Origin of the sequence: Cryobacterium sp. Hh7, from assembly GCF_004403155.1 — a bacterium.
Classification (GTDB): Bacteria; Actinomycetota; Actinomycetes; order Actinomycetales; family Microbacteriaceae; genus Cryobacterium; species Cryobacterium levicorallinum.
Map to the genome: position 1 here is coordinate 46,947 of NZ_SOHG01000015.1, position 16,558 is coordinate 63,504.

A 16,558-nucleotide genomic window follows, 5' to 3' on the forward strand; every position below is an offset into this window, starting at 1 on the left:
ACAGCAGTCGTTACTTGTAGCGGTAGACGATCCGGCCGCGGGTCAGGTCGTACGGGCTCAACTCAACGATCACGCGGTCCTCTGGAAGGATACGGATGTAGTGCTGACGCATCTTGCCCGAGATGTGGGCAAGAACTCGATGGCCGTTTGACAGCTCAACGCGAAACATCGCGTTGGGCAGAGCTTCGACTACCGCGCCCTCGATTTCGATGACACCGTCTTTTTTGGCCATACCCTCACTGTCGCTCTGTATTGAATGCTGGTCACGCGGGATTAGTGCCAGACACGCCACGAAAGACGACACCAGACACCAAGGATCAATCCTATGGTATGAGATTGCCTTTTGGCAATTCAGTCCTATAATCGGCCCCGCCGCAGTGCATTCCGATACTCACCGACTCCGCCTCGGCCATCTGCCTGGCGACCGCTTCATAGAACGGATGCCCCGCATCACGGCCCGCCCACGCCAAAAACGTTATCGCCCGTTTACCTTCCGTTTACCTTGGCGTCGGTCGGCGGTTACTTCATTTGCTTAACCTCGTCTACGGGTCAGCACCGGCCCATGCACCAGCAATCATGTCTTGTTCTTCTTGAAAGGGATTCACGTGAACTTCAAGCGTTTCGGCCGCCCCGCGGTCATCGCCATTGCCGCAGGCCTCGCACTGTCCTCCTGTGCAGCAAACGAAGGCGATGTTGCCACCACCGGCGACGATGCATCTGCTAGCACGCTCACCGGCACCCTGAACGGCGCCGGCTCCTCCGCCATGGACGCCGCCCAGCAGGCCTGGATCGCCGCGTTCCAGACCGCCAACACCGGCGTGACCATCAACTACGAGCCCTCCGGCTCCGGCGGCGGCCGCGAAGCCTTCATCGCCGGCGGCACCGATTTCGCCGGCAGTGACTCCTACCTCGGTGAAGACGAGCTGGCCGGCGAATTCGCCTCCTGCGTTCCCGGCACCAAGGCTGTCGACCTTCCGGTCTACATCTCCCCGATCGCCGTGATCTTCAACGTCGATGGTGTTGACGAACTCAATATCGACGCTGACACGCTCGCCAAGATCTTCGCCGGCACCATCACCAGCTGGGATGACGCCGCCATCGTCGCGCTCAACCCCGACGCGACCCTGCCCTCCGAAACTATCAACGCCGTGCACCGTTCGGACGACTCGGGTACCACCAAGAACTTCTCCGACTACCTCGGCCAGACCGCACCGACCGTGTGGACGGAAAAGGCCTCTGACACCTTCCCGTTCGGCGGAGAAGGCGCCAAGGGAACCTCGGGCGTCGTTGACGCTGTCACCAACGGCACGAACATGATCGGCTACGCCGACGCTTCGCAGGCCGGAGACCTCAGCACCGCCAAGCTCATGGTCGGCGACGAGTTCGTCGCTTACACCCCCGAGGCTGCGGCCGAGGTTGTCGCCGGATCGCCCCTCGTGGCCGACCGCGCAGCCGATGACCTTTCGCTCGACCTGAACCGCAAGACCACCAACCCGGCGGAATACCCGCTGGTTCTGGTGAGCTACGCGATCGTTTGCAACGAGTACGCCGATGCCGCCCAGGGCGAGCTCGTCAAGGCTTACGTCGAGTTCATCTCCAGCGCCGAAGGGCAGGCCGTTGCTGAAGAGTTCGCCGGCGTCGCACCGATGACTTCCGAGCTCATCGACAACGTCGCCGCGGTTCTCGCGACCGTCAAGTAACACCTGAACACACCTGCCCGGTCAGCTTTTCGCACATGTGCGGGAGCTGATCGGGCAGACTGGGGTGTGCACGTCTTTTTATTGACGTTCGCAGCCCAACACCGATACCCGGCATCAGGATTTCACCAGTTTTTGTTTTCTAGGGAGACCCCGGCATGACCACAGCTGCCGCCACGACCATCAAGGCCAGGCAACGACCGGGTGACCGCATCTTCTCCTCGGCCACCGTCATTGCCGGCAGCCTGATTCTTGCCATGCTCGCCGCCGTGGCAGTCTTCCTCCTCGTGGAGAGCCTGCCGGCGTTTGTCGCCGCACCCGATGATTTCAGCGGTGACGTGACCAACTTCTGGTCGTACGTGGGCCCATTGGTCTTCGGCACCATCTACTCGGCCATTTTGGCCCTGCTCATGGCCGTGCCCGTCGCTATCGGCATTGCGCTGTTCATCTCGCACTTCGCCCCGCGCAAGCTCGCTCAGGGGCTCGGCTACCTGGTCGACCTGCTCGCTGCCGTTCCCTCGGTGGTCTTCGGGCTCTGGGGCATCGGCGTGCTCGCCCCGATGGTGCAGCCGTTCTACACCACCTTGGTCGAGTGGTTCGGGTGGTTCACCCCGTTCGAGGGCCCCGTCTCGGGCACCGGTCGCACCATCTTCACTGTCGCCATCGTGCTCGCCGTCATGATTCTGCCGATCATCACCGCCATCTGCCGCGAAATCTTTCTGCAGACGCCGCTGCTGCACGAGGAAGCCGCCCTGGCCCTCGGCGCAACGCGCTGGGAAATGATCCGCATGGCGGTGCTGCCGTTCGGACTGCCCGGCATCATCTCCGCCTCGATGCTCGGCCTTGGCCGGGCCCTCGGTGAGACGATGGCCGTGGCCATGGTGCTCTCCCCCAGCTCCGAGGTCATCTTTCAGCTGTTCACCGCTCAGAATTCGAACACCATTGCCTCGAACATCGCGTTGAACTTTCCGGAGGCGCACGGCGTCGGCGTGAATATTCTGCTGGCCACCGGCCTCATGCTGTTCGTAGTCACCCTGCTCGTGAACATGCTGGCCCGCGTCATTATCAACAGCCGTAAGGCATTTTCGGGAGCCAACTGATGACATCCGTTTTGGAAGCTTCGCCGCTGACCAACTCGCTTACCGCGGGCAAGCTGCCACGCCGTTCCTCGCTCTGGGTGCTGCTGGCCAGCTGGGCCGTTTCAGCCGCGTTTTTCGCCATGCTGTTTCTGTCGGGCAGCGTCGACGGCTTCAACGTCGTCGGCACGGTCGTGTTCGGCACGGTGCTGTACTGCGTGGCCATCTACGTGCTCTCCCGACTGGTCGAGGGTTCGCGTAAGGCCAAGGACCGCTTGATGACGGCGCTCGTGACGGCGGCCTTCGTCATCGCGCTGCTGCCGCTCGTGTCGATCATCTACACGACCGTGGTCAACGGGCTGCCCGCGTTTCTGACGCCGACGTTCTTCACCTCCTCGCAGCGCAACGTGGTCGGTGCCGGCGGCGGCGTGCTGCACGCGGTCATCGGCACGCTCATGGTGACCGGAATGGCCACGCTCATCTCGGTGCCGATCGGGCTGCTGGCCTCGATCTACCTGGTCGAGTACGGCCGTGGCAAGCTCGCCAAGGCCATCACCTTCTTCGTCGACGTGATGACCGGGATCCCCTCGATCGTTGCCGGGCTGTTCGCCTTCGCGCTGTTCGCGTTGTTGTTTGACGACCCGGGCATCCGCTTTGGATTCGGCGGGGCGATCGCGCTGTCGGTGCTGATGATTCCGGTCGTGGTGCGCTCGAGCGAAGAGATGCTCAAGCTCGTGCCGAACGAACTGCGCGAGGCCGCTTTTGCACTCGGGGTGCCGAAATGGCTGACCATTCTCAAGGTCGTGCTGCCGACATCCGTTGCCGGAATCGTCACCGGTGTGATGCTGTCGATCGCCCGGGTCATCGGTGAGACCGCTCCGCTGCTGATCATCGCCGGATTCACCTCGAGCATGAACTATGACCTGTTCGGTGAGCGGATGATGACGCTGCCGGTGTTCGTGTACACGCAATACGCCAACCAGGGAGCGGATTCGCAGGCGTATATCGACCGGGCCTGGGCCGGGGCGCTCACCCTGATTCTCATCGTGATGCTGCTCAACGGACTCGCCCGCCTCATCGCCCACTGGTTCTCGCCCAAGCTGGGCCGCTAACACTTCTCGCTGTCTCAAGATTCTAGAAAGGGACTCATGTCCAAGCGCATCGAAGTCAACGACCTCAACGTCTACTACAGCAACTTTCTCGCCGTCGAAGGCGTGTCGATCGTGATCGAACCCCGCACGGTGACCGCGTTCATCGGGCCGAGTGGATGCGGAAAGTCGACGTTCATTCGCACGCTGAACCGCATGCACGAGGTCATCCCCGGCGCGCGCGTCGAGGGTGAAGTACTCATCGACGGCAACAACCTGTACGGACCCGGCGTGGACCCGGTGCTCGTGCGCCGCCAGGTGGGCATGGTCTTTCAGCGGCCGAACCCGTTTCCGACCATGTCGATTCAGGACAACGTGCTGGCCGGCGTCAAGCTCAACAACCGTCGCATGAGCAAAACGGATGCCGACGACCTCACCGAAAAAGCCCTCCGCGGCGCCAACCTGTGGAACGAGGTCAAGGACCGCCTCGCGCGTCCCGGATCGGGCCTGTCCGGTGGGCAGCAGCAGCGCCTCTGCATCGCGCGCGCCATTGCAGTCGAGCCCGATGTGATTCTGATGGACGAGCCGTGCTCCGCGCTCGACCCGATCTCGACGCTCGCCATTGAAGACCTCATCGAGGAGATGAAGAGCGAGTACACGATCGTGATCGTGACGCACAATATGCAGCAGGCCTCGCGGGTGTCTGACCGCACCGCGTTCTTCAACATTGCCGGCACCGGCAAGCCCGGCAAGCTGATCGAGTACGACGACACGACCACGATGTTCTCGAACCCCAGCGTGCAGGCGACCGAGGACTACGTGTCGGGTCGGTTCGGGTAGGTCACTCGCTGGTCGGAGCCGTGAGTTTCAGGGCATCGGCTCAGTCGACAACTTTGGTGGGTGACGCCCGACCTTCACCCACCGAAGTTGTCCACTGAGACCCGTCCGTGGACAACTAGCCCGCGAAGAGGTCGGCGCCGTGGGTGACGCGACCGGCCAGGAGCGTCGCGGCGACGGGCATCCGTTCGAAGACGGCGTCGGAGACGGTCAGCGGGTCGCCGTCGAGAATGGCGATGTCGGCGACGTCGCCGACGCGCAGGCGGGTGCGTCCGCGGGCTGAGGCGGCCAGTGCCTGGCTGCGGGTCACGACCTGGTCGGGGCGCCAGGGTTCGCGGCCGTCACTGCGAGCCCTGGACGACGCGGCGCTCATGGCGGTGAACGGGTCGAGGGGTGCGACGGGGGCGTCGGATCCGAACGCGAGTGTCGCGCCGGCGTCCAGCAGGGAGCGCAGGGCGAAGACGCGGTTGGCTCCGGCGGCCCAATTCAGTTCCACCGTGTCGCGGTCGTCGAGCGCATGCTCCGGCTGCACGCTCGCCGTGACCCCGAGGCGGGCGAAGCGGGCAAAGTCATCGGCCTGCAGAAACTGGGCGTGTTCGATGCGTCCGGTGGCCGCAGCGCGTCCGAAGGCGTTGAGCGCGATCGTGTTCGCCGCATCGCCGATCGCGTGCACCGCGGGCAGCAGCCCGGCCGCGGTGGCGTTCACGAGAATCTCGACCAGGTCGTCTTCACTCACGGTGAGCACGCCGTGCCCACCGACCGGATACTCGTCGACGCAGAACGCCGTGCGGGTTCCCAGCGAACCGTCGATGAGCATCTTGAGCGGCCCCACGCTGAGCAAGCCGCGGGTGTCTGCGATGCGGTCGCCGGTGTGCATCCGTTCGGCAATGGCGCGGTCGAGGTCGGCCAGGTAGATGCCGGCGTCGATGCGCAGGGAGTCGAATCCGTTGGCGATGCGGCGTTGCCAGACGCCCGGGTTCCAGGTCATTTCGAAGTCGACGATGCCGACAACGCCGCGGGCGGCAGCCCGGGCTCCGGCCTGGGTGGCCAGGGCATCAACCTCGGCATCGGGCAGCTGCCCGAGCGCAATCGTGAGGGCGAACGCGGCCTGCTCGCGCAGCAGTCCGGACTCGTCGACCCGCACGCCGAAACGCTCGGCGGCCGCGCTGTTGAGCCAGACACAGTGCAGATCGTGGCTGATCAAAGCGGTCGGATGCCCCCGCGTCACCTCATCGAGACCGCGTAGCGTGGGCGCGTCGGCCCAGATCGCATCGCGAAATCTGACGCCGATCAGCGGGGTCGGCCGCGCCGCAGCAATGGCCTGCGCGCGCACGAGCTCGAGGGCTTCTCGAGCCGATGCTGCCGCCGAGAGGTCGAATCGGGCGCCGGTGAGCGCCCACTGGGTGAGGTGCACGTGTTCGTCCCAGAGGCCGGGGATGACGGTGCGGCCCTCGAGATCCACGGCGGCGGGGGTGCCGGTCGGGCCGGCAACGGCGGGGGCCGGGCGGGTTGGGTGCGGGCGGGTTGAGTCTGTGCCGGTTGAGTCTCTGCGGGTTGAGTCTGTGCCGGCGGGCACGATCTGCGTGATGACACCGCCGGTTATGTGCACATCCGAGAATGTGGTGTCGCCGGGCTGCCTGGCGGAGCGCAAAACGAGATCGGGCATGGTTCGGCTTTCGGTCGGGGCGTCCTGCCACCCTACCGGCGGGCAGTGTGCAATCGGCGGCGGCTGGCATCGCTTCGCAATGACGGCCAACGAGCAACGAGTTGCGCAAGGCGGGCGTGCCAAAGCAACCGCCACATCAGCAAGATTGCAGCACCGAGAGTCAGTGCACCCCGGTTAGCTCTGACGCAGCCGGTCAACGCCCGTACTTGGCGACCAGGAACTCCAGTGCGAAGACGTAGCCGAGCAGGCCGGCGCCGGCGATGACGGCATCCGCTTTCTCGGCGATATAAGAGGTGTGACGAAACTCCTCGCGCGCGTGCACGTTGGTGACGTGCACCTCGACGGTGGGGATGGCGACGCCGACGATCGCATCGCGAATGGCGATCGAGGTGTGGGTGTAGGCCCCCGCGTTGAGGATGATTCCGGTGGCCACACCGCGGGCGCCATGGATGGCGTCAATGAGCGCGCCCTCGTGGTTGCTCTGAAAACACTCGACCCGCACGTTCAGCCGCGCGGCCGCGGCGGTGACGCGCGTCTCGAGGTCGGGCAGGGTTTCGGATCCGTACCGCTCGGGCTCGCGCGTGCCGAGAAGATTGAGATTCGGGCCGTTCAGCACGAGGAAGAGCGGCAGGGGCGAAGTCTCGTTGGTCATACGCAATTGTTCCACGTCGCGCAACGCGGCAGGAGAGCATAACAGTCAGCACGAATAGGTGATAAATCATCAGCTACCTGTAGATATCTACGGTGAAGGTCGGTACGGTGAGGCCTTCGAGGCCCACCCGACGTCTCGATTTGTGCCAAAACGACCGTTCTGACAGGAAATTTCTCATGCTCAAGAAGCTCTTCGCCATCACCGCTTTGACCGCGCTGGCCATCTTTACCGTGCCGGCCGCAGCATCCGCTGCCACCTACGTTCCCGAAGGCAAGTCTCCCCTGGCCGTGACCGGTACCCTGGTCCCGCCGGATGAGGAGTACGTCGGCTACAGTGGGCTCGCCTCCACCGGGCTCGCCTCCACCGGTTACGACGTTCCCGTGTTGCTGCTCGCGGGTGGTGGCGCCGCGCTCCTCCTCGGCCTCGCATTGGTGACCACGAGCAGGCGACAGCGCGCCGCAGCGTAACCCGGTTGAACGACGCCGCGCGGACCGCGCGCGCTGCGCCCCTTTCAGGGGCTCCCACTGGCTCCCCCGGTCGTTAGGCTACGAATACGGGGGTCAATGAGCATGGCAAGGCATTACGAGGGCTACGCCCGATCCCTGCTGGAATTTCAGATCGTAATGTTTGGGGCGCTTCTGGCGGTGGGCACGGCCCTGCTGCTCATGCTGCTGATCATCTGGATCGCCTACTCCTTCGGCCCGTGGGGCTTCGTGATCTGCCTCGCCCTCGTGGCAGCGACGAGCCCGAGCTGCTTTTTCGCGGGCTACGCCGACTTCGACTCCAAGCAGTTCACCCACCTCGTCGCCTTTCCGCTGACCATGGTCATTATGTCGGCGGCAGCGGGAGTGTCGGGCACGCGCATCCATCGCAAACGTCGTGAACTGGCCGCGAAGACCGCCCTCACCGAGCAGGCGGTGCGGGCCCGGGACGACCTGATCGAGGCGGTCACCCACGAACTGCGCACTCCGCTCACCTCCATCCTGGGCAACGCGGACCTGGTGCTGCGCGCGAGCGAGCAGGCACAGATGGTGGAGCGGCGGGCCGGGGTGATTGTGCGGGGCGTCGAGCAGATGGAGACGATCCTCGCCGATCTACTGCTGGCGCGCAGCACCGGCACCTCGCAGCTGGAGCTGCACCGGGCGGCCACCGACATCCGGGTGCTGATCGACCATTCCCGGGCGGCGAGCCGTGCCGCCGCCGATGCGCGGCAGGTCACCATTGACGTCACCGCGGCCTCCGGTCTTGATCGCCTCGCGAGCCGTCAGGCGGCTGACGCCGGCTTCCTCGGCCAGAACCGCCTCCGGAGGAAGCATCTCCTGCACCGCGAATACCCCCCGCAGAATCCGGTCGAGGACGCTCTCGACCAGGTCATCGACCAGCGACGTTCGACTCATGAAACCTGTTCCCTGGTCCCGGCGCGGCGTCGGACTCTCGGTTCAGTGTATCGAGCCCGATAGCGGCCGCGCTCATAACGATCCGGGGCGGCACGTGGCGTGACGAAAGCAAACACGCGTTCCAGCAGGGGTACGAGAACAGCAGAAATAGCGCCGGCAATCAAGACGCTGAGCACGGGTGTGCCGAACTCACCCCATTCGATGAAGGAAGTCGACTGTTTGTGTACCCACGGTGAACCAAGGAGCTTCGGCCCGGGAACGCAGACAGTTAGCATGAGCCAATGGGAGACAACGAAAGCCTGCACGAAGAAGACCTCGGCCGACTGAGTGACCAGCGTTCTTCCCTGCCGTCTGACGCTGTCGCGCCTCGGCAGGTCAGCTCGACCGGCACCGGGCACCTTTTGGCTTTGTTGGACAGGGGAATTTCTGCCACCTCGCTTGAGTCTCACTTGGCGGCATCGCTGCGCGACGGAGCAATTAACGAATTGACCGCAGGTGCTGTTCGCCGGTTGAATTCTCAGCTTCAGGAGGCACATCGCAGAGAACAGCTCCTGCGCGTCTTGTACAACACGGCCACGGATTTGACAGGGATACGCGATGTCGAGGCAATTCTGAAAGCCATCGTGAGGCGCACACGGTCGCTGATCGGCAGTGATGTGGCCTACTTGAGCCTGAATGACTATGTGTCCGGCAAGTCCTTCGTACGTGTCACCGACGGCGCTACGACGACGTTGTTTCGAAACATCCGAATGCCGCTCGGCGGCGGAGTTCTCGGAGCCGTGGCCACGGGAGAGTCACCGGCACAGACTGCGGACTACCTGACCGACGATTCAATATCTCATTTTCTCGATAGCGACACTGCGGTGGCTGCCGAGGGGGTGCGGGCCATCATGGGCGTACCACTTCGCGTTGAAGGAAAAGTAATTGGCGCGCTGCTGGTCGCGGACCGGCAGCCGCACAATTTCAGCAGTGACGATGTGTCCCTGATGGAGTCGATTGGAACCCACGCGGCGGTTGCTCTCGAGAATGCGCGCCACTTTAGCGAGATGGCGGAGGCCTTGGCCCAGCGCGACAGTGCGCAGCAGGAGAACATCGCCCACGTACGTGGTCTGGAAGAGATCGCTGCGCTGAATCGGCGCTTGACAGAAACTCTCGTGGCTGCGGAGAGCATGCCGCGCCTGGTGGATCTGTTAGCTGAATCGCTCGGTAGTGAGGTTTTTGTTGTTGATCCACTGGGAGGACCTCTATCTGCGTCCCAATCGCGCCAGGATTTTGGCTTTCCGACGGCCCTCCGAGCCGCAGAGCAATCCGCAGCGACGGCCATACCCGTACCATTTACGATTGACGGCGCGCAATACCTGGTCATGTCCGCCATCGCCGGAGATCAGCACTTGGCGTCTCTCATCGTGGCTGGAGAATTCGGCGCCACCCAATTGGCGATGCTCGAACGAGGTGCCTTGGTGCTCAGCGTTTCAATGCTGTTTGGGCGCACACTGGTCGATGCCGAACTTCGGTTACAACTTGAGCTCATAGACGACCTGCTCTCGCCTCGAGCGGAAGAAACGGCCGCGCTGACCCGGCGGGCGGGAAGGTTCGGCTTGTCTGACACCACTCCCCTGATGGTCAGGGTGATTAGCGTCGCTGACAATGACCGCCAGAAATCACTCGCCCTCTTGCGGCGTGCTGCGGAAGACACGCCAGGCATCATTGCACTGCACGAGGGTCACCTGTGTGTAGTTGAGCCCGTGGGCCGCTGGGCCTCTAAACAGACCGCAAATGAAGCCTCCGGTGATGATGGGCGATCGATAGTGACGATCCTGAAACGCCAGCTCATCACGGCAACGGTGGGCTCGTCGGGTCCTGTGACTGGCTTCGGCAGGTTGGCCGCGGCTCATTCTGAAGCGCACGCCGTACTGCGCGCCCTTCATGCTCTTGCCCGGGTCGGCGAGGCAGCAGATCGTGCGGTTTTGGGAACGGCTGGAATGCTGTTGGGTGGCACCGAAAATGCTTTCGCGGAACAGCTGATGCACGCCCAGCTCGGTCCCCTCTTCGATTACGACTCGCGTCACGGCACCGAATTGACGTTAACCGCCTGGACTTTTCTTGAGAATGAATCTGCCATTGGCACCGCGGCCAACGAACTCCATGTGCATGCGAACACTCTTCGTCAGCGCCTCGACCGCATCGACACGCTCTTGGACCCTGACTGGCGCCGAGGCAGCCGATCGTTGGATGTACGAGTGGCGCTGCGTCTGTGGCGGCTGAAGACGATGGGTGCAATTCAGACCACTTCTTGACGCGCTGCACGGTCTGGCACTCGTGGGGTCGTGCGTCAGTAGTCGCGAGCACCAAGAATGTTCAATTTGTATATAGATGTGCTCAATCAATGGTGCGCGCTGCTATACAAATTCTTCGCTGTTCTTGGAACCATATGAAGAGCGGCATTTGTGCGTTCTTGGGCCACGCAGCCGCATACTTTCGGTCCCCAGGTCGTGCACTGTGATGGCGGATTCTTCGCCACAGAACGGGCATGACCCCAATGTCAGGAGTACGCACAATGTCGTGTCAACACGAAGCTGGAATACCTTCGGCACCTTTTGGTGTTCTGCGACTGCCGCGAAACATCGTTGCAGGTGCGGGGCAACGCTTCGCCGCCGCTGAGATGGCGGCAAGCCTCGGCGAAAGCGTTCTGATCTGCACGGATGCCCGTCTCGCCGGTTCGCACGACCTCGCCGAACTCGTCAGCAGCCTTGAAAGCAGGGGACTGACCGTGCACGTCTTCGGTGATACTGAGGCCGAGCTCCCCCTCCTGGGCATCCACAGATGTGTCGACTGGATTACCGAGGTTGCTCAGAAGCAGGTTTCTTCTGTCATCGGTTTTGGGGGCGGCAGCTGCATTGATATGGCCAAGGTCGTCTCTGTGCTTTTGACACACGGCGGCCAGCCCCGCGATTACTACGGTGAGTTTGCTGTTCCTGGCCCAACTGTGCCTGTTATTGCGCTGCCGACGACAGCAGGGACCGGTTCCGAAGCGACCGCCATCGCCGTCGTCTCCGATTCAGAATTAGGAATGAAGATGGGCATTTCGAGCCCACACTTGATTCCGTTCGCCGCTATCTGCGATCCAGAACTCACGTACACCTGCCCACCCGCGCTGACTGCCGCGACTGGCGCGGATGCTCTGGTGCACCTCGTGGAATCCTTTACAGCTATTACCCGCGAGAGAACGAGTTCTCTTGCCTCGGAGCGCGTTTTCGTTGGCAAGAATGCCTTATGCGATTCGATTGCTCTCGGCGGAATTCAGCTCGTTGGGCGCAGCCTTCTCACCGCTTACCGGGACCCATCGAATACCGAGGCCAGGGCAAACATGATGATGGCCGCTTTGTACGGCGGTGTCGTTCTCAGCAATGCGGGAACGGCGGCGGCTCACGCTATTCAGTACCCCGTTGGCGCGTTGACTCATACTCCACACGGCGTCGGCGTCGGCGTATTGCTGCCCTACGTGTTGCGTTACAACTTTCAAGCAATCCAACCGGCTCTGGCCCAGGTCGCCGAAGCCCTGGGGTGTGATATTTCCGGACTGGATGCGCGGGCAGCTGCCATCGCCGGCGTGGAAGCGGTCGATCGACTTATTGCCGGTATCGACCTGCCGGAAACGATCAAGGAGCTGGGGGTTGAGTCAGGCGACCTCGCCCAGATCGCTCAGCTTTCTCTCAACTCCAAGCGACTCATCGATAACAACCCGGTCAGCCTCGATCTCAACGCCATCACCGAAATCGTGCAGGCTGCCTACGCGGGCGATCGCAGCATCCGCTGAACCAATCGGGGCTTTGCCCTCAGCCAGTTCGAGGGCTGAGGGCAAAGCCGCAAGACGGTTCAGGTCAGTCTCGCGCCACTTCGTCGATAGCGGCCGTAGAACGAGCCTTGACGAAGGCACTCACACGGTTTAGGACTTCCCTCGCTGTGGCGATCACTCCAGCCGAGGTGAAGAGACCGTGTGAGTGGCCGGGCAGGTGGAGGTACTCAACGGCAGTGCCGGCCGCGGCAAGCTTGGCCGCATACCTTGCGCCTTCGTCGGCCAGCGGGTCGTTATCGACGGTGCAGATAAATGCCGCCGCTCCGTACGCCGGTACTGGATTGAGTAAGGGGCTGAGCTGTGCTTGTGAGCGGTCGACACCCTCGGGCACGTAGTGGTCTGCAAACCAGTTCATGGTATTCGCGGTCAACGGAAACCCCGTGACGATTCGCTCGTACGACGGAGTCTGCATGGTGAGGTCCGTGACGGGGTATAGGAGCACCTGACCAATCAACCGGTTGTCGAAACGGTCGCCACCGCTTTCGTTGGCCAGGATCGCAGCCATCTGGCCCCCGCCGCTGTCGCCCATGACGACAACGCGAGCGATGTCGATTCCCCATTTTCCTCCGTGAGCGAGCACCCACGTGAGAGCAGATCGACAGTCATCAATCGCAGCGGGGAAGGGAGCTTCCGGAGCCAGTCGATAGTCGACCGAAACAACAATGGACTCGGTACTAACCGCCAAATAGCGGCAGAGCGAATCATGAGTGTCGAGATCACCGATGACCCAGCCGCCACCGTGTATAAAGAAGATGGCAGGAGCCAGCCCCGTGGGCTCGCCTACGCGAGCATCGTAAAGCCGCCCGGGAATGTCCGGTTCAAACTGAACGTCGTTGACTTTCGCAATAGCCTGACTTGTCAGCCCGTTTGCCGCGCAGCTTACGGAATAATTGACTCGGGCCTGTTCGACCCCAACGTCTTGGAACGATAACGAGCCCTTAGCCCGGAACGCGGTGATCGAAGGCGCCGCCTCGGCAGCAACCATAGGATCTGCAGCCCTGCGGTCGTTCTGCGCCACAGTCATCCGCTCACTTCACCGCCGCGTAGTCAGCCAGATCGAACTCATTAATCATGGTGCGATATTCGTCTACCGTTCCACACCAGTTATTGATGACTTTGCCAGCCGCATTCTTGTACCAGGAGGAGCAATCGGACGAATACGCGGACCCTTCCAATTCAGTTTGCACCATGTCGTTGAACTGCCGAAGCACGTCAACCCTCACGTCGAAAACGTCATCGTTCTCGTCGCGGAGGTGAGTAATGACCTGAACGATGTATTCGTGCTGAGCTTCAAGCATGGTCACGATCGAGTTGTGGTTCAGATTCGTGTTGGGGCCATAAACCATGAACATATTCGGGAAGCCGTCGACGGCCATGCCTAAGTATGCTTCCGGGCTATCTCCCCAGCGCTGATCGAGGGTGACGCCGTCTCGCCCCGTCACCACGAGATCACCCTGGAAGGCCTGACTCTTGAATCCCGTGCCGTAGATGATGACATCAAGCTCATGATGCACGCCATCACCGGTAACTATCCCCGTCTCGGTAAAACGGTCAACGGAAGCTGTTTCCAGACTGACATTCGCCCGCGAGAGCGCGGGGTAATAGGCATCGCTTCGGAGAATGCGCTTGCAGCCGAACTCAAAGCTCGGGGTGAGGTTTCGTCGTAGCTCAGGGTCGGAGACTTGCGCTTCAAGGTGTGCCCGTGCCTCCAGGGCACCTTCATTTTGGTCAGCCGAGAGATGCTTCGTTCGGGTGAAACCGGCTTCTCGCTGGCCGTGTATTTCCCCGCGAATGCGCTCGAATGATTCGGGATGACGCTGGAATCGGTCGAGCTCTTCTTCTGAGAAGACGATCTGATTTCGGGGCAGTATGTAATTTGCGGATCGCTGAAAAACGGAGAGATGCTGGGCAACTTTGGCCACTTCGGGTACATATTGAACCGCGCTGGCCGCAGATCCGATTGACCCCACTCGCAGTCCGGTCAGGTCTACGTCATGATCCCACTCCGCAGAGTGGAACGAGATCCCCCGAAACAAATGCGCATCGGTAAAAGTGGGAGTGGATGGTTCGCTGAGCTGCCCCCAGGCAGGAATAAAGACCTTGGCATAGAAAACTTGTTGATCGGCGGTTTCTACACGCCAAACGTGGCGTTCTTCCTGCCACGTGGCCGAACTGACCAGGCTCTGAAAACGGATGTTCGCGCGCACGTCGAACTCATCGGCCAGCGACTCGAGGTAGCCAAGCAGTTCGCTCCCGTCTGCGTACATGCGACTCACACGCAGGTTTAGAAAATAGCTGTAGCAGTAGATCACCGATTGTGTGTCGCACGCGGCACCTGGATACGTGTTGTCACGCCAGACACCACCAATGCGGTTTCCCTTTTCCAAGATGAGGAAGTTGTCAATGTTGTTGCGCTTGAGCTGCGCAGCTGCCCCCAGTCCGCCGAAACCAGCGCCCAGAATAATCGCGTCAAGAATACGTTCACTCATTGAATCCACTACCTTTCCTTATCGGGCATTGTCGCAACCATGAATGTGCGCAATGCCCGATCTTCCTGAAATTTGTTTCGGGCCGAAATATTTGCTCGACATGCCTACTTTGATGCGTTGGCGTGACTGAGCATCTTTTGCTCGTCTTTGACATCGACTTCGTACAGCGAGATTCCGCGGGTTTCTTTGTAGAAGTAGAGCGCGACTCCGGAAAGCAGCATGGCCGTGAAGAGGTAGGCAACGATCGGCATCGTTGATGAGAACGTGGCGAGCAGCGCGGTGCAGATGAGCGGCGCTATCGATCCGGCCAGAATTGACGTCACCTGGTAGCAGAAAGACACACCGGTATACCGCATTCTGGTGGGGAACAGCTCCGCCATGAGGGCACCCTGCGGGCCGTAACACAAGGCCTGCAGACTCAAACCAATCACGATTGCAGCGAATACGGTCCAGAAGCTGCCGGTATTGAGCATCGGAAAGTAGACGAAGACCCAGATCAGCAGGCCGACCACGCCGAGCAGATAGGTTTGGCGCCGACCCAGCATGTCGGAGAGTTTGCCCGCGAAGATCATTGCGAAGAATTGAACAATATTGGCCAGGAACATGATCAGCAAGACGTCTGACGTGCTCATCCCAACGTGCACCTTGAGGTACGTGATCGAGAAGACAATGATCGCGTAGTAAACCGTATTCTCACCGAATCGTGCCGCCATGCCCACGAAGACCTGCTTGGGGTACTGCGTGAGAACTTCCCGCAGTCCAGCAGCCTTGGTTTCGAGTTCTTTTTGCTTCGCGACCGATTCGAGAAAGATGGGCGCGTCTTCGACAGTGCGGCGAATGTAATAGCCGATCAGCACGATGAAGGCCGACAGCCAGAAGGCGACTCTCCAACCCCAGGACTGGAATGCTTCTTCGGGCATGGATGCGCTCAAGCCCAGAAGCACAACGGATGCCAACACGTTGCCGACGCAAGCGGCCGCCTGCGGGAAGCTCGACCAATAGCCGCGCTGGCCATTGGGGCTGTGTTCGCCGACCAGCAGAATTGCACCGCCCCATTCACCGCCGACCGCGAAGCCTTGGATGAAGCGCAGTGTCACCAGGAGCGCCGGCGCCCAATAACCCACAGCGTCGAACGAGGGGATACATCCCATTAAGAAGGTCGAGACACCGACCAGCAGAAGGCTGAATTGCAATAGCTTCTTGCGACCGACGCGGTCTCCGAAATATCCGAACACCAGACCGCCAATGGGCCGGGCGAGAAAACCAACCGCGTACGTGGCGAAAGCCGCGATAATTCCATCGAGCGGATTATCTGTCTGCGGAAAAAAGAGAACACTGAAGACGAGCGTGGCTGCAGTCCCGTAAATAAAGAACTCGTACCATTCGGCGACCGTTCCGGCCATCGAAGCGGCGACGATTTTCTTGATTCCGGACGGAAGCTCCTTGTCCGGGATTTTACGCTCAGGTGCTTTTCTCGTTTCGACTTCATTGTCGGATTTCATGCAGTGCCCCTCAAGTAGATTTCACCCCTCATGCTAGAGAGCGAATGTCTTTAGCCTGACATAACAACCCACCCGCGATTGTGGTGTTTGTTCCCACCTTTAGATCATAAATGTGTATATAAAGTTGACGTTGGCAGGCACGCCTTTCCCAATCACGCGCCGGCGTCGCTGATACCCCGCTGACATGTTCAGTCACGACAGGTTCAGTACTGGTCGTCGGATATGAATATTGGCTTCCAAAGGAAGCCGGGGGCGGCGCTCCGCGTTTGGGCATCACTCTGACCCAATTTTGGGGCCT

The 16,558-nt window shown here is 61.3% G+C and carries 14 protein-coding genes and 1 pseudogene; 8 read left to right on the forward strand and 7 right to left on the reverse strand.

Annotation, left to right across the window (positions count from 1 at the left end; all coding sequences use genetic code 11):
• Window positions 1–10: 10 nt before the first annotated feature.
• Window positions 11–232, reverse strand: a complete 222-nt coding sequence (infA, locus tag E3T43_RS04185; protein ID WP_035834638.1) for a translation initiation factor IF-1 — start codon at window positions 230–232, stop codon at window positions 11–13.
• Window positions 233–605: 373 nt separating this feature from the next.
• Between infA and pstS the strand changes: the two genes are divergently transcribed.
• The 4 genes from pstS to pstB all read left to right on the forward strand — a co-directional run bounded on the left by pstS (window position 606) and on the right by pstB (window position 4,701).
• Window positions 606–1,700, forward strand: coding sequence for a phosphate ABC transporter substrate-binding protein PstS (gene pstS, locus E3T43_RS04190; RefSeq protein ID WP_134444684.1), 1,095 nt, complete (start codon window positions 606–608; stop codon window positions 1,698–1,700).
• A gap of 155 nt (window positions 1,701–1,855) precedes the next feature.
• Window positions 1,856–2,797 (forward strand): phosphate ABC transporter permease subunit PstC, encoded by a 942-nt coding sequence (pstC, locus tag E3T43_RS04195; RefSeq protein WP_134444682.1) that lies wholly within the window; start codon window positions 1,856–1,858, stop codon window positions 2,795–2,797.
• Window positions 2,797–3,885, forward strand: a complete 1,089-nt coding sequence (gene pstA / locus E3T43_RS04200; RefSeq protein WP_134471464.1) for a phosphate ABC transporter permease PstA — start codon at window positions 2,797–2,799, stop codon at window positions 3,883–3,885. Before pstC ends, pstA begins: the two co-directional genes overlap by 1 nt.
• A 36-nt stretch (window positions 3,886–3,921) precedes the next feature.
• The gene (gene pstB, locus E3T43_RS04205) at window positions 3,922–4,701 is read left to right on the forward strand and encodes a phosphate ABC transporter ATP-binding protein PstB (RefSeq protein ID WP_092449481.1); all 780 of its coding nucleotides are present in this window, start codon (window positions 3,922–3,924) and stop codon (window positions 4,699–4,701) included.
• 115 nt (window positions 4,702–4,816) lie between these two features.
• Here the strand turns inward: pstB and E3T43_RS04210 are convergent, their stop codons facing one another.
• Window positions 4,817–6,364: an amidohydrolase gene (locus E3T43_RS04210; protein WP_134471465.1), complete on the reverse strand. Its 1,548-nt coding sequence runs from the start codon at window positions 6,362–6,364 to the stop codon at window positions 4,817–4,819.
• 193 nt (window positions 6,365–6,557) lie between these two features.
• Window positions 6,558–7,016: a type II 3-dehydroquinate dehydratase gene (gene aroQ / locus E3T43_RS04215; protein WP_134471466.1), complete on the reverse strand. Its 459-nt coding sequence runs from the start codon at window positions 7,014–7,016 to the stop codon at window positions 6,558–6,560.
• A 176-nt stretch (window positions 7,017–7,192) separates the two neighbouring features.
• On the opposite strand from aroQ, the gene E3T43_RS04220 reads away from it, so the two are divergent.
• Together E3T43_RS04220 and E3T43_RS19660 are read left to right on the forward strand one after the other, a co-directional pair.
• Complete coding sequence (locus E3T43_RS04220) at window positions 7,193–7,483, forward strand: hypothetical protein (protein ID WP_134471467.1); 291 nt, start codon at window positions 7,193–7,195, stop codon at window positions 7,481–7,483.
• Between the two features lie 363 nt (window positions 7,484–7,846).
• Window positions 7,847–8,113 (forward strand): annotated as a pseudogene (locus E3T43_RS19660) (histidine kinase dimerization/phospho-acceptor domain-containing protein); the annotation flags it as partial.
• On the opposite strand, the gene E3T43_RS19665 reads toward E3T43_RS19660, so the two are convergent.
• On the reverse strand, window positions 8,111–8,413 hold the full coding sequence (locus E3T43_RS19665) for a GntR family transcriptional regulator (protein WP_370449873.1): 303 nt from the start codon (window positions 8,411–8,413) through the stop codon (window positions 8,111–8,113). The pseudogene E3T43_RS19660 and the gene E3T43_RS19665 sit on opposite strands and share 3 nt — an antisense overlap.
• A gap of 281 nt (window positions 8,414–8,694) precedes the next feature.
• On the opposite strand from E3T43_RS19665, the gene E3T43_RS04230 reads away from it, so the two are divergent.
• Both E3T43_RS04230 and E3T43_RS04235 read left to right on the forward strand, forming a co-directional pair.
• On the forward strand, window positions 8,695–10,710 hold the full coding sequence (locus tag E3T43_RS04230; RefSeq protein ID WP_134471469.1) for a GAF domain-containing protein: 2,016 nt from the start codon (window positions 8,695–8,697) through the stop codon (window positions 10,708–10,710).
• Window positions 10,711–10,952: 242 nt separating this feature from the next.
• Window positions 10,953–12,230 carry an iron-containing alcohol dehydrogenase gene (locus E3T43_RS04235; RefSeq protein WP_241978803.1) on the forward strand — a complete coding sequence of 426 codons (1,278 nt, stop codon included), beginning with the start codon at window positions 10,953–10,955 and terminating at the stop codon, window positions 12,228–12,230.
• Window positions 12,231–12,294: 64 nt separating this feature from the next.
• On the opposite strand, the gene E3T43_RS04240 is transcribed toward E3T43_RS04235, so the two are convergent.
• The 3 genes from E3T43_RS04240 to E3T43_RS04250 all read right to left on the reverse strand — a co-directional run bounded on the left by E3T43_RS04240 (window position 12,295) and on the right by E3T43_RS04250 (window position 16,260).
• On the reverse strand, window positions 12,295–13,293 hold the full coding sequence (locus tag E3T43_RS04240; RefSeq protein WP_134469721.1) for an alpha/beta hydrolase: 999 nt from the start codon (window positions 13,291–13,293) through the stop codon (window positions 12,295–12,297).
• A gap of 4 nt (window positions 13,294–13,297) precedes the next feature.
• Window positions 13,298–14,758, reverse strand: a complete 1,461-nt coding sequence (locus tag E3T43_RS04245) for an NAD(P)/FAD-dependent oxidoreductase (protein ID WP_134471470.1) — start codon at window positions 14,756–14,758, stop codon at window positions 13,298–13,300.
• A gap of 104 nt (window positions 14,759–14,862) precedes the next feature.
• Window positions 14,863–16,260, reverse strand: a complete 1,398-nt coding sequence (locus E3T43_RS04250; RefSeq protein ID WP_134471471.1) for an MFS transporter — start codon at window positions 16,258–16,260, stop codon at window positions 14,863–14,865.
• Window positions 16,261–16,558 lie beyond the last annotated feature (298 nt).